Consider the following 17,129-nt stretch of genomic DNA (forward strand, 5'->3'; position numbering starts at 1 on the left):
GCCGGGTTACGGTCTCCCTCCACAGATTCGGCGACTTTTTTCCGTCCACATGCTGGGGACCGGGAAGTTGTCCCGATCTTGTCCACAGCTCATGCGGGTGAGAAGCCGTTCACCCAGGTCAGGCGCCTGTGGATTCGTGGACGAATGATCTCCACAGGCTGTGGACAGAGGAGCGGTCCACAGCCTGTGCACCGAGTTGTCCACGGGCAACCCACAGGTCAGGGCCGGTTGTCCCCAGCGATCACCCGCTTCTCCACATGCCTGTCCACTGTTCGGCAACGTGACGCGCTCCCTCACCGGGGCGAGTGAAAGGCGTCACATCAGGCTGCCGGAGAGGGCTGTGGGAAAGACCTCCAAAGCTGGGGACGGAGCTGGGGAGAACCTGCCCCTGCCTGTGCACGGTGTGTGCAGAACTTTCTGTTCTCCACAGACAGGCCTGGTTGTCCACTGGCTCCGCCCACAGGACCCGTGGACAAAAAAGCCGCTCTGAGCTGGGAAAACAAGGTTATCCACGGTATCCACAGGCCCTACTACTACTCCCGACTAGAGAGAGCGAGGAATTCGTTTCGAAGGGGGTGCTGTGCACAACTCGCTGTCCCGGCCCCGGCTGCCACTCGTCACGACTTGACCCCGAGGGGCACCTACTGTCAGTGCGGTGCGTCAGACTGGTCCCCGGTGTCCTTCCCCTCTCAGGGGCCGTCGACACCGAGTCAGACGACGAAGCCAGGCAGGGCGAGAAGCGCCGGCAACAGCAGGAGGCGGCAACAGTGAAGATCCGGGTGGAACGCGACGTACTCGCGGAGGCAGTGGCCTGGGCGGCGCGCAGCCTCCCGGCCCGTCCGCCGGCCCCTGTCCTCGCCGGCCTGCTGCTCAAGGCCGAGAACGGCCAGCTGAGCCTGTCCAGCTTCGACTACGAGGTCTCCGCGCGGGTGTCGGTGGAGGCGGAGGTCGAGGAGGAGGGCACGGTCCTGGTCTCCGGCCGGCTGCTGGCCGACATCTCCCGCGCCCTCCCCAACCGGCCGGTGGAGATTTCCACAGACGGTGTACGGGCGACGGTGGTCTGCGGCTCCTCGCGGTTCACCCTCCACACACTGCCTGTGGAGGAGTACCCGGCCCTGCCGCAGATGCCCAACGCCACGGGCACGGTCCCGGGCGAGGTGTTCGCCTCCGCCGTGCAGCAGGTCGCCATCGCTGCCGGCCGTGACGACACGCTGCCCGTCCTCACGGGTGTGCGCATCGAGATCGAGGGCGACACCGTCACGCTCGCCTCCACCGACCGCTACCGCTTCGCGGTCCGGGAGTTCCTGTGGAAGCCGGAGAACCCGGACGCCTCCGCGGTCGCCCTGGTGCCCGCCAAGACGCTCCTGGACACCGCCAAGGCGCTGACCAGTGGTGACCAGGTCATCCTTGCGCTGTCCGGCTCCGGTGCGGGGGAGGGCCTGATCGGCTTCGAGGGCGCCGGCCGCCGTACCACCACGCGGCTGCTGGAGGGCGACCTGCCGAAGTACCGCACGCTGTTCCCGACCGAGTTCAACAGCGTCGCCGTGATCGAGACCGCTCCCTTCGTGGAGGCCGTCAAGCGCGTGGCCCTGGTCGCCGAACGCAACACCCCGGTGCGGCTGAGCTTCGAGCAGGGTGTGCTCATCCTGGAGGCAGGTTCCAGCGACGACGCACAGGCTGTGGAAAGGGTCGACGCCCAGCTGGAGGGCGACGACATCTCGATCGCCTTCAACCCGACGTTCCTGCTGGACGGCCTGAGCGCCATCGACTCCCCGGTGGCCCAGCTGTCGTTCACCACGTCCACCAAGCCGGCGCTGCTCAGCGGCCGCCCGGCGGTGGACGCCGAGGCGGACGAGGCCTACAAGTACCTGATCATGCCCGTGCGGCTCAGCGGCTGACGGCCCGCGTCCGAAAGCCGCAGGTGAGGGCGTGCGCATGAGCGCGTATGCCCACAGATGTGCGCGAGCGTCCGGGTTTAGGCTCGGACGCCGGTACGTAAGTGCCGTCACGCCACGTCGCATACCTAAGGAACACAACTGATGGAGCTCGGTCTCGTCGGCCTCGGCAAGATGGGCGGCAACATGCGCGAGCGGATCCGCCGCGCCGGCCACACCGTCCACGGATACGACCGCAACCCGGACCTCGCCGATGTCCACAGCCTGCGGGAGCTTGTGGGCAAGCTCAGCGGCCCGCGTGTGGTGTGGGTGATGGTCCCGGCCGGTGGGCCGACCCAGTCCACGATCGACGAGCTCGCCGGGCTGCTCGAGCCGGGTGACGTCGTGGTGGACGGCGGCAACTCCCGCTGGACGGACGACGAGAAGCACGCCGGGGAGCTGGCGGCCAAGGGCATAGGCTTCGTGGACTGCGGTGTCTCCGGCGGCGTCTGGGGCCTGGAGAACGGCTACGCGCTGATGTACGGCGGCGACGAGGACGACGTCGCCAAGGTGCAGCCGATATTCGACGCCCTCAAGCCTGAGGGTGACTTCGGCTCGGTGCACGCCGGCAAGGTCGGCGCGGGGCACTTCGCGAAGATGGTCCACAACGGCATCGAGTACGCCATGATGCAGGCCTACGCCGAGGGCTGGGAGCTGCTCGAGAAGGTCGACTCGGTGACCGACGTCCGGGAGGTGTTCCGCTCCTGGCAGCAGGGCACCGTGATCCGTTCCTGGCTGCTGGACCTCGCGGTCGACGCCCTCGACGAGGACGAGCATCTGGACGGGCTCCGGGGTTATGCACAGGACTCCGGTGAGGGACGCTGGACTGTGGAGGCAGCGATCGACCACGCGGTCCCGCTGCCGGCGATCACGGCCTCGCTGTTCGCGCGGTTCGCCTCCCGTCAGGAGGACTCGCCGCAGATGAAGATGATCGCGGCGCTGCGCAACCAGTTCGGCGGCCACGCGGTCGAGAAGAAGTAGTCCACAGGGCCCGCACGTATCCACAGGACCGCCCGGCGGTCCACAACGCCGGGGGAGGTCGGCGAAACGCCATGCACGTCACGCATCTGTCGCTGGCCGACTTCCGGTCCTACCCCCGGGTCGAGGTCCCGCTCGACCCGGGGGTGACGGCCTTCGTCGGCCCCAACGGACAGGGCAAGACGAACCTCGTCGAGGCGGTCGGCTATCTGGCCACCCTCGGCAGCCACCGGGTCTCCTCCGATGCCCCGCTCGTCCGCATGGGCGCCGACCGCGCGATCATCCGGGCCCAGGTGCGTCAGGGCGAGCGGCAGCAGCTGGTCGAGCTGGAGCTCAACCCGGGCCGCGCCAACCGTGCCCGCATCAACAGGTCCTCGCAGGTCAGGCCCCGGGACGTGCTGGGGATCGTACGGACCGTGCTGTTCGCGCCCGAGGACCTGTCCCTGGTCAAGGGCGATCCCGGTGAGCGGCGCCGTTTCCTGGACGAGCTGATCACCGCGCGTTCGCCGCGCATGGCCGGTGTCCGCTCCGACTACGACCGGGTGCTCAAGCAGCGCAACACCCTGCTGAAGTCCGCCGCGCTGGCCCGCCGGCACGGCGGGCGCACCCTGGACCTGTCCACGCTCGACGTCTGGGACCAGCACCTCGCCCGCGCGGGCGCCGAACTCCTGGCCCGGCGTCTGGACCTGATCGCCGCGCTCCAGCCGCTGGCCGACAAGGCCTACGAGCAGCTCGCGCCCGGCGGCGGACCGGTCGCCCTGGAGTACAGACCGTCCGCGCCCGGCGAGGCCCATACGCGCGAGGACCTGTCCGAGCAGCTGATGTCCGCGCTCGCAGAGGCCCGCAAGCAGGAGATCGAGCGGGGCGTCACCCTGGTCGGCCCGCACCGTGACGACCTGCTCCTCAAGCTGGGTCAGCTGCCCGCCAAGGGGTACGCCTCGCACGGCGAGTCCTGGTCCTACGCACTGGCGCTCCGCCTGGCCTCGTACGACCTGCTGCGCGCCGAGGGCAACGAACCGGTGCTCGTGCTCGACGACGTCTTCGCCGAGCTGGACACGCGCCGCCGGGAGCGGCTGGCAGAGCTGGTCGCGCCCGGTGAGCAGGTCCTGGTGACCGCGGCCGTCGACGACGACGTACCTCATGTGCTGACGGGTACGCGTTTCGCCGTGGCCGAGGGGATGGTGGAGCGCGTATGAGCCGGCAGGGCACACCCGCGGGCGGCCCCGGCGGGGCACCCGAACCCTCCGGTGTCGACCTGGCCCGCGTGGCGCTCCGCGCGGCCAGGGAGGCGGCACGCGCGCGTGGGGACGCGGCGCAGCAGAAGAAGCAGGCGCGTCGCGTCGGGCTGCGCTCGGGCGCGCGCGCCGACCGGCGCGATCCGATGGCACTCGGCGCCGCGATCAACCGGCTGCTCACCGAGCGCGGCTGGGAGGCTCCGGCCGCGGTGGGCGGAGTGATGGGCCGCTGGCCGGAGATCGTCGGCGAGGACGTGGCCAAGCACTGCGAGCCGGAGCGGTACGACGAGGACGAGCGCGTACTGGTCGTCCGCTGCGACTCCACGGCCTGGGCGACGAATCTGCGGCTGCTCGCGCCGACCCTGGTGGCGCGTCTGAACGAGGACCTGGGCCACGGCACGGTGCGGCTGATCAAGGTCGTCGGCCCCACCGGTCCCGCCCGTCGCTTCGGGCCCCTGCGCGCCCCGGGAAGCACCGGACCGGGTGACACGTACGGGTGACCGGAGGGCGTTTTCCGCCCCTCCGGGCACACGTGACTGACATCACATCAGGGCTTCCCGGCACCGTGTTCGCGCCACCGCCCGCGCCAGCCCGGGCGGTGGCGCCGCACTACCTGACTCCTAAGTAGCCAAGGGTTGACGGCCGGAAGCGCTGAGTGCCCTCGTGGGGCTCCTGGAGCCCCCATCCGCATATCGGGAGTCGGACAAGACCGGTTGAGGGCGGCACATGCGGACTCAGGTGCCCGCAAACCCCCATCGATGTCAGCGCTACCGGTAGAATAGAAGACAATCCCGCCCCGATCGTGGGGACCGCCCGGGAAAAGCTGAGCAACGCTGATCAAGGCTTACCAACGCAACATGCCGCAGCCGCTCCGGCAACCTGCCGACGAGCCCGGCTCGTGCTGTGCCAGAAAGGGCGCTTCGTGGCCGATTCCGGCAACCCCAACGAGAACATCCCGTCCACCGACACCGGCGTCACCGACGCGGCGAGCCCCTCGACCGGCGAGGGCGCCGCGTCGTACGACGCGAGCGCCATCACCGTCCTCGAGGGCCTGGACGCGGTCCGCAAGCGACCCGGTATGTACATCGGGTCGACCGGCGAGCGGGGACTGCACCACCTGGTGCAGGAGGTCGTCGACAACTCGGTCGACGAGGCGCTGGCCGGCCATGCGGACACCATCGACGTCACGATCCTGGCGGACGGCGGCGTCCGCGTCGTCGACAACGGCCGAGGCATCCCGGTGGGCATCGTCCCCTCCGAGGGCAAGCCCGCCGTCGAGGTCGTCCTGACCGTGCTGCACGCGGGCGGCAAGTTCGGCGGCGGCGGCTACGCGGTCTCCGGCGGTCTGCACGGCGTGGGCGTCTCCGTGGTCAACGCGCTGTCGACGCGCGTCGCCGTCGAGGTCAGGACCGACGGTCACCGCTGGACGCAGGACTACAAGCTGGGTGTCCCCACCGCGCCCCTCGCCAGGCACGAGGCCACCGAGGAGACCGGGACGTCGGTCACCTTCTGGGCCGACGGCGACATCTTCGAGACCACCGACTACTCCTTCGAGACGCTCTCGCGGCGTTTCCAGGAGATGGCGTTCCTCAACAAGGGTCTCAGGATCAACCTCACCGACGAGCGTGAGTCGGCGAAGGCCACCGCCGGTGCGGACGAGGCGGGCGAGGACGAGAAGCACGAGGTCAAGGCCGTCTCGTACCACTACGAGGGCGGCATCGTCGACTTCGTGAAGTACCTCAACTCCCGCAAGGGAGAGGTGGTGCACCCCACCGTGATCGACCTCGAGGCCGAGGACAAGGACAGGCACCTGTCCCTCGAGGTCGCGATGCAGTGGAACGGCGGCTACACCGAGGGCGTGTACTCCTTCGCCAACATCATCCACACCCACGAGGGCGGTACGCACGAAGAGGGCTTCCGTGCGGCGCTCACCTCGCTCATCAACAAGTACGCGCGCGACAAGAAGCTGCTGCGCGAAAAGGACGACAACCTCACGGGTGACGACATCCGCGAGGGTCTGACCGCGATCATCTCGGTCAAGCTGAGCGAGCCGCAGTTCGAGGGCCAGACCAAGACCAAGCTGGGCAACACCGAGGTGAAGACCTTCGTCCAGAAGGTCGTCTACGAGCACCTCAACGACTGGCTGGACCGCAACCCCAACGAGGCCGCGGACATCATCCGCAAGGGCATCGCGGCGGCCACCGCGCGGGTGGCGGCCCGCAAGGCGCGCGACCTGACCCGCCGCAAGGGCCTGCTGGAGTCGGCGTCCCTGCCGGGCAAGCTGTCCGACTGCCAGTCGAACGACCCCACCAAGTGCGAGATCTTCATCGTCGAGGGTGACTCCGCCGGCGGCTCGGCCAAGTCCGGCCGGAATCCGCAGTACCAGGCGATCCTCCCGATCCGCGGCAAGATCCTCAACGTCGAGAAGGCGCGCATCGACCGGATCCTGCAGAACCAGGAGATCCAGGCGATGATCTCCGCGTTCGGCACCGGTGTGCACGAGGACTTCGACATCGAGAAGCTCCGCTATCACAAGATCATCCTGATGGCGGACGCCGACGTCGACGGCCAGCACATCAACACCCTGCTGCTGACGTTCCTGTTCCGCTTCATGCGTCCGCTGGTCGAGGCCGGGCACGTGTTCCTCTCCCGCCCGCCGCTCTACAAGATCAAGTGGGGCAAGGACGATTTCGAGTACGCGTACTCCGACCGCGAGCGCGACGCGTTGATCGAGCTGGGCCGCAACGCCGGCAAGCGCATCCGTGAGGACTCCGTGCAGCGCTTCAAGGGCCTCGGCGAGATGAACGCCGAGGAACTGCGCATCACCACGATGGACCAGGAGCACCGCGTCCTCGGACAGGTCACCCTGGACGACGCCGCCCAGGCCGACGACCTGTTCTCGGTTCTGATGGGTGAGGACGTCGAGGCCCGCCGCGCGTTCATCCAGCGCAACGCCAAGGACGTCCGCTTCCTCGACATCTGAGTCGGTCTCAGCTGACCGCACCAGGAAGGACCTTCACCAGCAATGACCGACGAGAACACTCCCGTCACGCCCCTGGAAGACCCGGACACGACCGGAATGCGCGTGGAGCCCGTCGGGCTCGAGACGGAGATGCAGCGTTCCTACCTCGACTACGCGATGTCCGTCATCGTGTCGCGAGCGCTGCCGGACGTCCGTGACGGCCTCAAGCCCGTCCACCGCCGGGTGCTGTACGCCATGTACGACGGCGGCTACCGCCCCGAGCGCGGCTTCTACAAGTGCGCCCGCGTCGTCGGCGACGTCATGGGCAACTACCACCCGCACGGCGACTCATCGATCTACGACGCGCTGGTCCGTCTCGCGCAGCCGTGGTCGATGCGGATGCCGCTGGTGGACTCCAACGGCAACTTCGGCTCCCCGGGCAACGACCCGGCGGCGGCGATGCGCTACACCGAGTGCAAGATGGCGCCGCTGTCGATGGAGATGGTCCGTGACATCGACGAGGAGACCGTCGACTTCACGGACAACTACGACGGCCGCTCCCAGGAGCCGACCGTCCTTCCGGCCCGCTTCCCGAACCTGCTGATCAACGGCTCGGCCGGTATCGCGGTCGGCATGGCGACCAACATCCCGCCGCACAACCTGCGCGAGGTCGCCGCCGGAGCCCAGTGGTACCTGGAGAACCCCGAGGCCTCGCACGAGGAGCTGCTGGACGCCCTCATCGAGCGCATCAAGGGCCCCGACTTCCCGACCGGCGCCCTCGTGGTCGGCCGCAGGGGCATCGAGGAGGCGTACCGCACGGGCCGCGGCTCGATCACCATGCGCGCGGTGGTCGAGGTCGAGGAGATCCAGAACCGCCAGTGCCTGGTGGTCACGGAGCTGCCCTACCAGACCAACCCCGACAACCTGGCGCAGAAGATCGCCGACCTGGTGAAGGACGGCAAGATCGGCGGCATCGCCGACGTGCGCGACGAGACGTCCTCGCGCACCGGCCAGCGCCTGGTCATCGTGCTCAAGCGGGACGCGGTCGCCAAGGTCGTGCTGAACAACCTGTACAAGCACACCGACCTGCAGACCAACTTCGGCGCCAACATGCTGGCCCTGGTCGACGGCGTGCCGCGCACGCTGTCCCTGGACGCGTTCATCCGGCACTGGGTGACGCACCAGATCGAGGTCATCGTCCGCCGTACGCGCTTCCGGCTGCGCAAGGCCGAGGAGCGGGCACACATCCTGCGCGGCCTGCTGAAGGCCCTGGACGCCATCGACGACGTCATCGCGCTGATCCGGCGCAGTGACACCGTCGAGATCGCGCGCGGGGGCCTGATGGAGCTCCTGAGGATCGACGAGATCCAGGCCAACGCCATCCTCGAGATGCAGCTGCGCCGGCTCGCCGCCCTGGAGCGCCAGAAGATCGTCCAGGAGCACGACGAACTCCAGGCGAAGATCAACGAGTACAACGAGATCCTCGCCTCCCCGGTCCGCCAGCGCGGGATCGTCAGCCAGGAACTCGCGGCGATCGTGGAGAAGTTCGGCGACGACCGCAAGACGAAGCTGATCCCCTACGAGGGCGACATGTCCATCGAGGACCTGATCGCCGAGGAGGACATCGTCGTCACGGTCACGCGCGGGGGTTACATCAAGCGCACCAAGACCGACGACTACCGGGCCCAGAAGCGCGGCGGCAAGGGCGTACGCGGCACGAAGCTCAAGGAAGACGACATCGTCAACCACTTCTTCGTGTCGACCACCCACCACTGGCTGCTGTTCTTCACCAACAAGGGCCGCGTGTACCGGGTGAAGGCGTACGAGCTCCCCGACGCCGGGCGGGACGCGCGCGGGCAGCACGTGGCGAACCTGCTGGCCTTCCAGCCCGACGAGACGATCGCCCAGATCCGCGCCATCCGCGACTACGAGGCGGTGCCCTACCTGGTCCTGGCCACCAAGGCCGGCCTGGTGAAGAAGACGCCGCTGAAGGACTACGACTCGCCGCGCTCGGGCGGTGTGATCGCGATCAACCTGCGGGAGCGGGAGGACGGTACCGACGACGAGCTGATCGGTGCCGAACTGGTCTCGGCCGACGACGATCTCCTGCTGATCAGCAGGAAGGCGCAGTCGATCAGGTTCACGGCGACGGACGACACACTGCGTCCCATGGGCCGTGCGACCTCGGGTGTCAAGGGCATGAGTTTCCGCGAGGGGGACGAGCTGCTCTCGATGAATGTTGTTCGACCCGGTACGTTCGTGTTCACTGCCACAGACGGCGGGTACGCGAAGCGGACCGTTGTCGACGAGTACCGCGTCCAGGGACGCGGCGGCCTGGGCATCAAGGCCGCCAAGATCGTCGAGGACCGCGGTTCACTCGTCGGCGCGCTGGTGGTCGAGGAGACCGACGAGATCCTCGCCATCACGCTGTCTGGCGGTGTGATTCGTACGCGAGTCAACGAGATCAGGGAAACCGGCCGTGACACCATGGGCGTCCAACTGATCAATCTGGGCAAGCGCGATGCCGTGGTCGGTATCGCTCGTAACGCCGAGGCGGGGCGCGAGGCGGAGGAAGTCGACGGCGACGTGGCCGTGGACGAGACCACCGACGGGGACGCGACCACCGGTACGGACGAGGGTGAGGCGCCCTCGGCCGAGTAGCACGAGGAGTGAGTCAGCGTGAGCGGAGCCACGGGCGCCGGACCGGCCGGTACCAGTAGGGGAACGGACGGCGGTGGCCGTGGCTCCGCCGCGCGGGCGGCGGATCCGCACACGACCAATCTCAAAGCGATCAAGCCGCCCGCCAAGGACGCCTCCTCGTCCGACAGGCAGGGATCCCAGGGGGGAACTGTGAGAGACACCCGAGGCCCGCAGCAGGCCGCGCCGGAGGGCGCCGCCGCTCAGACGGCCTCACCGCTGCCGGGAGAACGGCAGCCGCAGCACCAGGCGGGCCCGTATCACCCGCCGCAGGCCTACCCGGCTCAGGCGGGTACGGCGGCCGGCCAGACCGGCGCGGTACGGCGCCCGCGCACGGGGGCGCGCACCACCCCGCGCGTGCGCAAGGCACGCCTGCGCGTGGCGAAGGCCGACCCGTGGTCGGTGATGAAGGTCAGCTTCCTGCTCTCCATCGCGCTCGGCATCTGCACGATCGTCGCGTCCGTGGTGCTGTGGATGGTCATGGACGCGATGGGCGTGTTCTCGTCGGTCGGCGGCACGATCGCCGAGGCAACGGGGTCCACCGACTCGAACGGCTTCGACCTCCAGTCGTTCCTGTCGCTGCCCAACGTCGTGATGTTCACGACGATCATCGCGGTCATCGACGTCGTCCTGGCGACGGCCCTGGCCACGCTGGGCGCGTTCATCTACAACCTCTCCGCGGGCTTCGTGGGCGGCGTCGAGCTGACGCTGGCCGAGGACGAGTGACCTGCTCACCGCGCTTTCCCCGCCCGCTCCGGGGGGTGCCCGACAACCGATTTTGGGACTGCCCCGGTCGTGCGCTAATCTTCAGGAGTCAGCGCGCGGGACACACCGCAGAGCGCGGCGGGGCTATAGCTCAGTTGGTTAGAGCGCATCCCTGATAAGGATGAGGCCACAGGTTCAAATCCTGTTAGCCCCACCAGCGAGAAGACCCCCAGTCGGTACCGGCTGGGGGTCTTTGACGTCCATGGCTGACATCAGCCGGTGAGTGGATCTCTCAGGAGCTCGCCCCGGCAGGTTCGTCAGCCGTTACGATCGCGGCCAAGGGCGGGACGTAGCGCAGTGGTCGACGCGAGCGGTCTCCAGAACCGCGAGGACGCCGGTTCGAATCCGGTCGTCCCGCCCGCCTGAACGACCCTGATGCGAGCCGCGGCTCGAAGGGCGCGGGGGCGGGCGGCAGCGCGAAGGCCCCCGCCGAATGCGACGGGGGCCTTGCCGGTGCGGGGAGTCTTCGTCGTGCCGTGGTGCTGTACGCAAGTTCGCCAGGACTCCGGGAAGCAGCGACGGCACGAGGAGGTCTCGGGAGCGGCCGGCGGTCAGCGCTGGAGCGGGATGCGTCCGGTGACGGCGGGTTCCGGCCGGGAGGAGGTCGTGTCGTCGGAGCAGTCCGCGGAGTCGGACTCCGCCGTCGTGTCCGACAGGGGGCGGTGCCGGCAGCTCGGGGACTTGCCGTGGGCCTCGGCGTGGATGCGTTGTTTCATCGTGGGGGGCAGGGCCTTGATCAGTGACCAGGACCAGAGGGGCGTCGCCGGTGACGTCGTCCTGGGTGCGCTGTCGCTGTTGCGCGCCTGCTCGGTCTGCGGTACGGCCGCCGAGGCGGTCGTGGTGATGAGTCCGAGCGCCGTGCACAGCGCGAGGAAGGCGGTGACGACGGCGTTCCACAGCTTCATGACCTTGTTCCGGGCCATGGCCCCTCACTTTCGGGTTGGGCGATTTGCGTACTTTCCTCATGATGTGTATGAGGGTCGCGAAGTGGTGGACCGACGCCCGTGGCGCGTGGATGTTCAGATGAACACCACTCGGATGGGGGCATGAGGGCTGAAAAGGTGGGGAGACGGGAGGCATGGCGTCAAAGTGACCTTCCGTGGAGGCGTGATCACTCTCCGGTCGGGTCGCCGTACTTCGCTTCTACTGCGCCGGAGACAGGGGCAGTTCGAGGAGTCGACGCAGGTCACCGATCGGTATCGACCGGTGTGTATAGTCGGGCGCCAGAGGTCCCCAACGTCAACGAAAGACGAGGTCGCGCGGTGAAGAAGCTTCTCCTGGTCGCACTGGCCGCCATCGGCGGGCTCCTCGTGTACCGCCAGATCCAGGCGGATCGCGCCGAGCAGGACCTGTGGACGGAGGCGACTGACTCCGTGCCCACGGGTTCGTGAGCCCCGATATCCGACGCTGAACAGACCCCGGCCGCCCTCGCGGTCGGGGTTTTTGTGTGTGACGGGGGCCTTGTGGACCGGCGTCGTCCACGGGGCAGGATGGGCGGCACGGTGCGACGTCCGGGCAGCGACGAGGGGTGGCGCGTGAGGGGATGGGCGTGTACGGCGCGGGGGCGGGCGGGATCCCGGGCCCGTCGGCGACCGGTCGCGGGATGCGTGGGCGTGGCGGTCGTGCTGGGGCTGGGAGGCGTCCTGCCCGGACAGACGGCGGCCGCGGCCGCCGGACCTGCCGGAACGGCCGGGAACTACGCCTTCGCCGAGGACGCGCGGAGGATCGAGGGGGCGGCGACCACCGCTGACGCCGTGGAACTGGTGCCGGGCCGGACCTACCGGAGCACCCTGCCGGCGGCCGGCACCACCTACTACCGCCTGGAACTCGACGGCACCAGCACCCTCTACGCCTCCGCCACCGCGGCTCCCCCGGCCGGCCGCGACGGCTCCGTCATCGACGGCCTCAAGGTGTCCGTGCAGGACGGTGACGGCCGTTCCTGCGACACGGACACGGCGAGTTTCGGCGCCGGCGGCAGCCCGCATCCGGTGGCCGCGTGGGCCGTGCGGGAGATCTCCCCCAGGAGGTCACTGTGCAAGGACGCCGGTACCTATTACCTGACCGTCGAACGCGCCGACCCGGACGGGAGGGGATCCTCCCCCGGCCCCTGGGAGATCGAGCTCACCGCGGTGTCGGAGCCGGAGCTCGAGGAACCCGGTCCGACGCGCGCGCCCGAGGAGTGGAACTCCGCCCCGCCTCGCCCCGTCACGGGGGAGCCGGAACGGCGCCCGGGCGGTGGGGGGTTCGCCGCGGCCACCCCCCTCGGCGAGGGAGCGTGGCGGGATGACATACGCCCCGGCCAGACCCTCTTCTACAAGGTCCCCGTCGACTGGGGGCAGCAACTCCACACCACCGCCGAACTGGGCAGCGCGGGAGCGGCGGGCCGCGGCTTCGTCGCGGCCGCGCTGGACCTGGACCTGTACAACCCCGCCCGCGGCCGCGTCGAGGACCTGGGCGTCGGCTACGACGGCGGTCAGAAGTCGAAGAGCCTGGCACCCCTGCCGCCGGTGGCGTACGTCAACCGTCACGCCCCCGGCCGGCAGGTCGCGTCGGTGCGGTTCGCCGGTTCGTACTACCTCGTCGCGCACCTGTCGGCAGAGGTGGCGGACGACTTCGGCGACGCTCCCGTGCCGCTGACCCTGCGGGTGCGGCTGAGCGGTGCCGCACAGGAGGGACCCGGGTACGCGGGGAGTTCCGTGCCGTCGGGTGTCTTCACGGTCACGGGGGAGGACCGGGAGTCGGCCGACGGGGGCGGGGCGGCGGGAGGCGACACCGCGTACCGGGCGCTGGCGGTCGGTGGCATCGGTACCGGGAGCGCGCTGCTGGCGGGGCTCGGTGTCTGGACCCTGGTGGCTCGGCGGCGGGCCCTTCCGTAGGCCGCGGTGGCTCAGATGCGGGTGAGGGCCCAGAACCCCACGGCGTAACAGGCCAGGGCCAGCAGCAGGACGGGGACGGTCACCCTCGCCGGGGGACCGGGCCGACGGCTGCGTCGGCGATGGGAGCGAGGGGCGGTTGCGCCGTGCCGCGACGTCGGCCCGCCCGGAGGCGGAACCCGCGGGCCTTGGGCGGTGTATTCGGCAGTAGAGGCGTCGGGAGGCGCGGACGGCCGTGGCAGGGGGGAGCGCAGCGGATGAGTGGGGTCGTGGGGGGAGATGTACGGCGCGGCGTCGGCGTGCCGGTGCTGTGCGCCGTCCGGGAGCTGTTCCGGGTCTTGCGGAGGCCGAGGGGCGTGTGCCGGGTGCTGCGGGGCGGGGAAGGGGACGGGGGAGGAGGTGGCCGTGGCCTGGGGCGGCGGGAGAGGGAAGCTGCCGGTGTCCGACATGCCGGTCGGCCGCGGAAGGGATCCGGGCGGCGTCGCGGAGGAGCCTGCGCTCCGCCGCGGATCGCCGGGGACGGCACTCCCTGGGCTGCCTGTGCCGTGGTCCGGACCCAGCTGTCCGGGCTCGGGGCCGTTTCCGGACCCGGCGGGACCGCCGTGGCCCGCTGCCGTGACCGGCCGGGCGGGCGCGGGGGCGGCCAGGTCGCCGGTGGTGCCCGTGGCGTCCGTGCTCCGGGCGGGTGCGGAGGGTGCCGCATCGTCTTCCCCGGTCGCCCCGGGGACCACGCCCGGCGCCGGGCCGGCCCGCCCGGACCGGGGCAGGGAATCGCCCGAACCACCGTGTCCCTCCGTGGTCGTAGCGCCCCCGTCGCCCGGCCGCACGCCCGAGGCTCGTTTCAGCGGGCCGTCAGAGGAGAAGCCAGGGGGGAGCGGCCCCAGCTGGTCGAAGATCTCGATCAGTTCGTCGTCGGGGCCGGGTTCCGGCAGCAGCTCCGCGGCCGCGGCGAGCGCCTTGCGGGCCCCCGTGGCCGTGCGGAACCGCGCCAGGGGATCCGGCTGGAGCAGCGTGGCCACGACCTGCCACAGCGGCTCGGGGATGCCCCGGGGCGCGCCCGGCGTCCCGTGGTCGGCGAAGTACTGGATGAGCGCCTTGGTGTCCGGCTTGGCGCCCTCGAGCAGATACAGAGCCACCAGGCCCACTGCGAACAGGTCGGAGCGGAAGTCGGGTTCGGAGCCCATCATCTGCTCCGGCGCGAGATACCCCGGCGTGCCCACGACCAGGTTGGTCTCCGTCAGCCGGGGTTCGCCCAGCCGCATCGCGATGCCGAAGTCGGACAGCCGCAGCCGTGGCCTGCCCGTGCCGGTGGCCTCCAGGAGCACGTTCGCGGGCTTGACGTCGCGGTGCACGACGTCTTCCGCGTGCACCGCGGCGAGCCCCGCCAGCAGCTGGTCGAGCAGGGTGCAGACGAAGGCCGGCGGCAGGGGGCCGTAGTCGCCCACCAGGTGGACCAGGGAACCGCCGGTGACCAGGTCCATGGTGAACAGGACCTTGTCGTCGTCGGCGGCCCAGCTGGTGGGAGCCAGGACATGGGGGTGGTCGATGCGCAGCGCCTGCTCACGGACGAAGCGCAGGAGGGAGTGGGCGTCGCTCTGCAGCAGGACCTTGGCGGCCACATAACGGCGGCGGCGGTGGTCCCAGGCGCGCCAGACGGCACCGACACCACCGCGTCCGATCGGATCGACCAGTTCGTACCGGCCGGCGAAGACCTCTCCCATGGCTGTGCGTCGCTCCTCCCCCTGAGGTGTCCTCCAGCCACTCCCCCACGACGAGCGATACGACTCCCCTCGCGCCCCTGCTGTCTCTCCCGCGCGTCCGGTGCCTTCCGGTCACCCGCCCTCGGGCTTCCCGCGCGTCCCCGGCAGCCGCCCCCTCCGGGCCGCCGGGTGGGAGATCAGTTCTGGTGCGACTGGTAGTGCGTGACCGCGTCGGAGGTCCGGCCGGCGCCATAGACGCGCAGGAACTCCGCCAGTTCGGGGTGGGTGGGGGCGAGGGTGTCGGCGGCCTCGATGATGTCGCCGGCGGCCGCCACCGAGCGCAGCAGGGACTGGATCTCGCGGACCACCCGCTTGACCGTGGGCGCTCCCGAACTGCTCGTCGTCTGCGTGGTGTTGCTGAGCACCGACCCCCCCTGGGACTTCTTGATCTCCTCCATGCGCTCGGTCGCCTCGGCCGCGCTGACGCTGCCGTCCGCGACCTGCCCCGCCAGGTCCTGCAGCAGCTGTACCCGCTGCACGACCGCGGGGTTCCCGATCTTCGCCCGCTGGCCGCTCATCAGCTGCGACAGCATCGGCGCGGACAGTCCCAGTACCCCCGCGAGACGAGCCTGATTGAGACCCAGGTCGTCTATGAGCCTACGGAAGAGCGTCCCCAGCGGCTCCCCGTACCAATTCCGCTGCAGTTCCCGCGCTCTGGCGGTGGCTTCCTGCTGTGCGGCGTCCATTGCGTCTCCCCATCGCTTCCCCATGAACCGTGGTTCGCTAGAGCGAACCACGCCGAGCATCTTACGGAGAGTGGTCGGTCACGGGGACCCCCAATCTTTTTGCGGAATCCCCGGGGGAACCCGGTACTCTGGTCCCGGGCGCCCACCGGGATGTGCACTTCCCCGTGGACGCTTTCCTTCCGGGGCCTTAGCTCAGTTGGTAGAGCGCTGTCTTTGCATGGCAGATGTCAGGGGTTCGACTCCCCTAGGCTCCACACCTGGACCCCTCTCACGTGCGGAAACGCGGTGGGAGGGGTCTCGTTTCACGTGAAACGGCGCGGTGGGGCAGAAGACCCTCAAGTCTTCTGCCCCACCGCGCCGTTGATGTGGTCGCGCCTCAGGGCTCGTCGCGCCGGGCGGCGTCCTCCGCGGCCTCCTTGGCCTCGACCTCGGGGTCGAGCGCGCTCAGGTCGCTGCCGTCCACCGACGTCAGCTTGGCCGGGTCCGACACGTCCGTCGCGGCCGGGGGCTCCACCAGCCAGTCCGGGTTGGTCTGCTTGTCCCACCACTTCCAGAGGGCGAAGGCGCCGCCGGCCACGACGCCCAGGAGCAGGGCCTTCCTGGCGGTACGACCGGCCCTCGCCCGCCGCTGCTGCTTGCGGACGATCTTCTGGATCTGCTGGGCCGACACCTGGCCCCGCAGGGCCGCCAGTGCGGCAGCACTGCGGGCCGCTGCCTCCTGACTCGCGGGCCCGGCGGCGGCCACGGCCTGCTCGATCATCGGCCGGGAGTAGTCCGCCGCCTGCCGAGCGGCCATGCGGGTGCGGACTGCGGCTTGCTGGGCGGCCTTGTCGACCTTCGGCGGCACATGTGTGCGGGCCTGTTCCAGGTACGGCTGCACATGGGCGCCGTACTGGACGCGGGCTTGCCCGGCGGCCTGCGTCACCTTGGGCGCCAGCCGTACGCGGGCCTCCTGTGCGTAGTGCGCGGCCCTGACCTTGGCCGTGTCGGCGTAGGGCGCCACCACTTCCGCGGCGTGCAGCACGCTGTCCTTCGCCGAACCGGTCGCGGCGCGCACGCTGTCGATGCGGGTCACGGGTTCCTCCTCCTCGGTGGCGTACGGTATTTCGACTTTCCACCCTTTTACGGATCATGCCTGCCGACTCGCTCCGGGGCATGCGCGGACGGGCATACGGGTGCCGATGATGTTGATCAATGGCGATATCGAGTGCGAAAGAGGACGGATCCTCGTCAAGGGGA

At 69.8% G+C, this 17,129-nt stretch carries 12 protein-coding genes, 3 tRNA genes and 1 pseudogene; 12 read left to right on the forward strand and 4 right to left on the reverse strand.

Features of this window, described 5'->3' with window-relative positions:
- Window positions 1-767: 767 nt before the first annotated feature.
- The 9 genes from dnaN to BU52_RS20275 all read left to right on the forward strand — a co-directional run bounded on the left by dnaN (window position 768) and on the right by BU52_RS20275 (window position 10,929).
- Window positions 768-1,898, forward strand: a complete 1,131-nt coding sequence (gene dnaN / locus BU52_RS20235) for a DNA polymerase III subunit beta (RefSeq protein WP_037936336.1) — start codon at window positions 768-770, stop codon at window positions 1,896-1,898.
- A 141-nt stretch (window positions 1,899-2,039) separates the two neighbouring features.
- The gene (gnd, locus tag BU52_RS20240; RefSeq protein WP_037936338.1) at window positions 2,040-2,915 is read left to right on the forward strand and encodes a phosphogluconate dehydrogenase (NAD(+)-dependent, decarboxylating); all 876 of its coding nucleotides are present in this window, start codon (window positions 2,040-2,042) and stop codon (window positions 2,913-2,915) included.
- Between the two features lie 71 nt (window positions 2,916-2,986).
- On the forward strand, window positions 2,987-4,108 hold the full coding sequence (gene recF, locus BU52_RS20245; protein WP_037936339.1) for a DNA replication/repair protein RecF: 1,122 nt from the start codon (window positions 2,987-2,989) through the stop codon (window positions 4,106-4,108).
- Complete coding sequence (locus BU52_RS20250; protein ID WP_037936342.1) at window positions 4,105-4,647, forward strand: DUF721 domain-containing protein; 543 nt, start codon at window positions 4,105-4,107, stop codon at window positions 4,645-4,647. The genes recF and BU52_RS20250 overlap by 4 nt, the downstream gene beginning before the upstream one ends.
- Window positions 4,648-5,069: 422 nt before the next feature.
- Window positions 5,070-7,130, forward strand: a complete 2,061-nt coding sequence (gene gyrB / locus BU52_RS20255; RefSeq protein ID WP_200881220.1) for a DNA topoisomerase (ATP-hydrolyzing) subunit B — start codon at window positions 5,070-5,072, stop codon at window positions 7,128-7,130.
- A 42-nt stretch (window positions 7,131-7,172) separates the two neighbouring features.
- Window positions 7,173-9,770 (forward strand): DNA gyrase subunit A, encoded by a 2,598-nt coding sequence (gene gyrA, locus BU52_RS20260; protein WP_037936349.1) that lies wholly within the window; start codon window positions 7,173-7,175, stop codon window positions 9,768-9,770.
- A gap of 18 nt (window positions 9,771-9,788) precedes the next feature.
- Window positions 9,789-10,532 carry a DUF3566 domain-containing protein gene (locus BU52_RS20265; protein ID WP_078903348.1) on the forward strand — a complete coding sequence of 248 codons (744 nt, stop codon included), beginning with the start codon at window positions 9,789-9,791 and terminating at the stop codon, window positions 10,530-10,532.
- A 119-nt stretch (window positions 10,533-10,651) separates the two neighbouring features.
- Window positions 10,652-10,728: transfer RNA gene (locus BU52_RS20270), tRNA-Ile, on the forward strand.
- Between the two features lie 126 nt (window positions 10,729-10,854).
- Window positions 10,855-10,929: transfer RNA gene (locus BU52_RS20275), tRNA-Trp, on the forward strand.
- A gap of 193 nt (window positions 10,930-11,122) precedes the next feature.
- On the opposite strand, the gene BU52_RS20280 is transcribed toward BU52_RS20275, so the two are convergent.
- Window positions 11,123-11,494 carry a DUF6344 domain-containing protein gene (locus BU52_RS20280; protein ID WP_037936352.1) on the reverse strand — a complete coding sequence of 124 codons (372 nt, stop codon included), beginning with the start codon at window positions 11,492-11,494 and terminating at the stop codon, window positions 11,123-11,125.
- A 339-nt stretch (window positions 11,495-11,833) separates the two neighbouring features.
- On the opposite strand from BU52_RS20280, the gene BU52_RS33845 reads away from it, so the two are divergent.
- Window positions 11,834-11,962 (forward strand): DLW-39 family protein, encoded by a 129-nt coding sequence (locus BU52_RS33845; RefSeq protein ID WP_003999697.1) that lies wholly within the window; start codon window positions 11,834-11,836, stop codon window positions 11,960-11,962.
- A gap of 99 nt (window positions 11,963-12,061) precedes the next feature.
- Window positions 12,062-13,447, forward strand: a complete 1,386-nt coding sequence (locus tag BU52_RS20285) for a hypothetical protein (RefSeq protein WP_407702052.1) — start codon at window positions 12,062-12,064, stop codon at window positions 13,445-13,447.
- Window positions 13,448-14,487: 1,040 nt separating this feature from the next.
- Here the strand turns inward: BU52_RS20285 and BU52_RS37170 are convergent.
- Window positions 14,488-15,165, reverse strand: a pseudogene (locus tag BU52_RS37170) (serine/threonine-protein kinase); the annotation flags it as partial.
- 176 nt (window positions 15,166-15,341) lie between these two features.
- Window positions 15,342-15,890: a helix-turn-helix domain-containing protein gene (locus BU52_RS20295; protein ID WP_037936355.1), complete on the reverse strand. Its 549-nt coding sequence runs from the start codon at window positions 15,888-15,890 to the stop codon at window positions 15,342-15,344.
- 181 nt (window positions 15,891-16,071) lie between these two features.
- Between BU52_RS20295 and BU52_RS20300 the strand changes: the two genes are divergently transcribed.
- A tRNA-Ala gene (locus BU52_RS20300) sits at window positions 16,072-16,144 on the forward strand.
- 122 nt (window positions 16,145-16,266) lie between these two features.
- Here the strand turns inward: BU52_RS20300 and BU52_RS20305 are convergent.
- Window positions 16,267-16,965, reverse strand: coding sequence for a DUF5324 family protein (locus tag BU52_RS20305; RefSeq protein WP_037936356.1), 699 nt, complete (start codon window positions 16,963-16,965; stop codon window positions 16,267-16,269).
- Between the last annotated feature and the right edge of the window lie 164 nt (window positions 16,966-17,129).

This window comes from Streptomyces toyocaensis, assembly GCF_000725125.1.
GTDB classification, from domain to species: Bacteria; Actinomycetota; Actinomycetes; order Streptomycetales; family Streptomycetaceae; genus Streptomyces; species Streptomyces toyocaensis.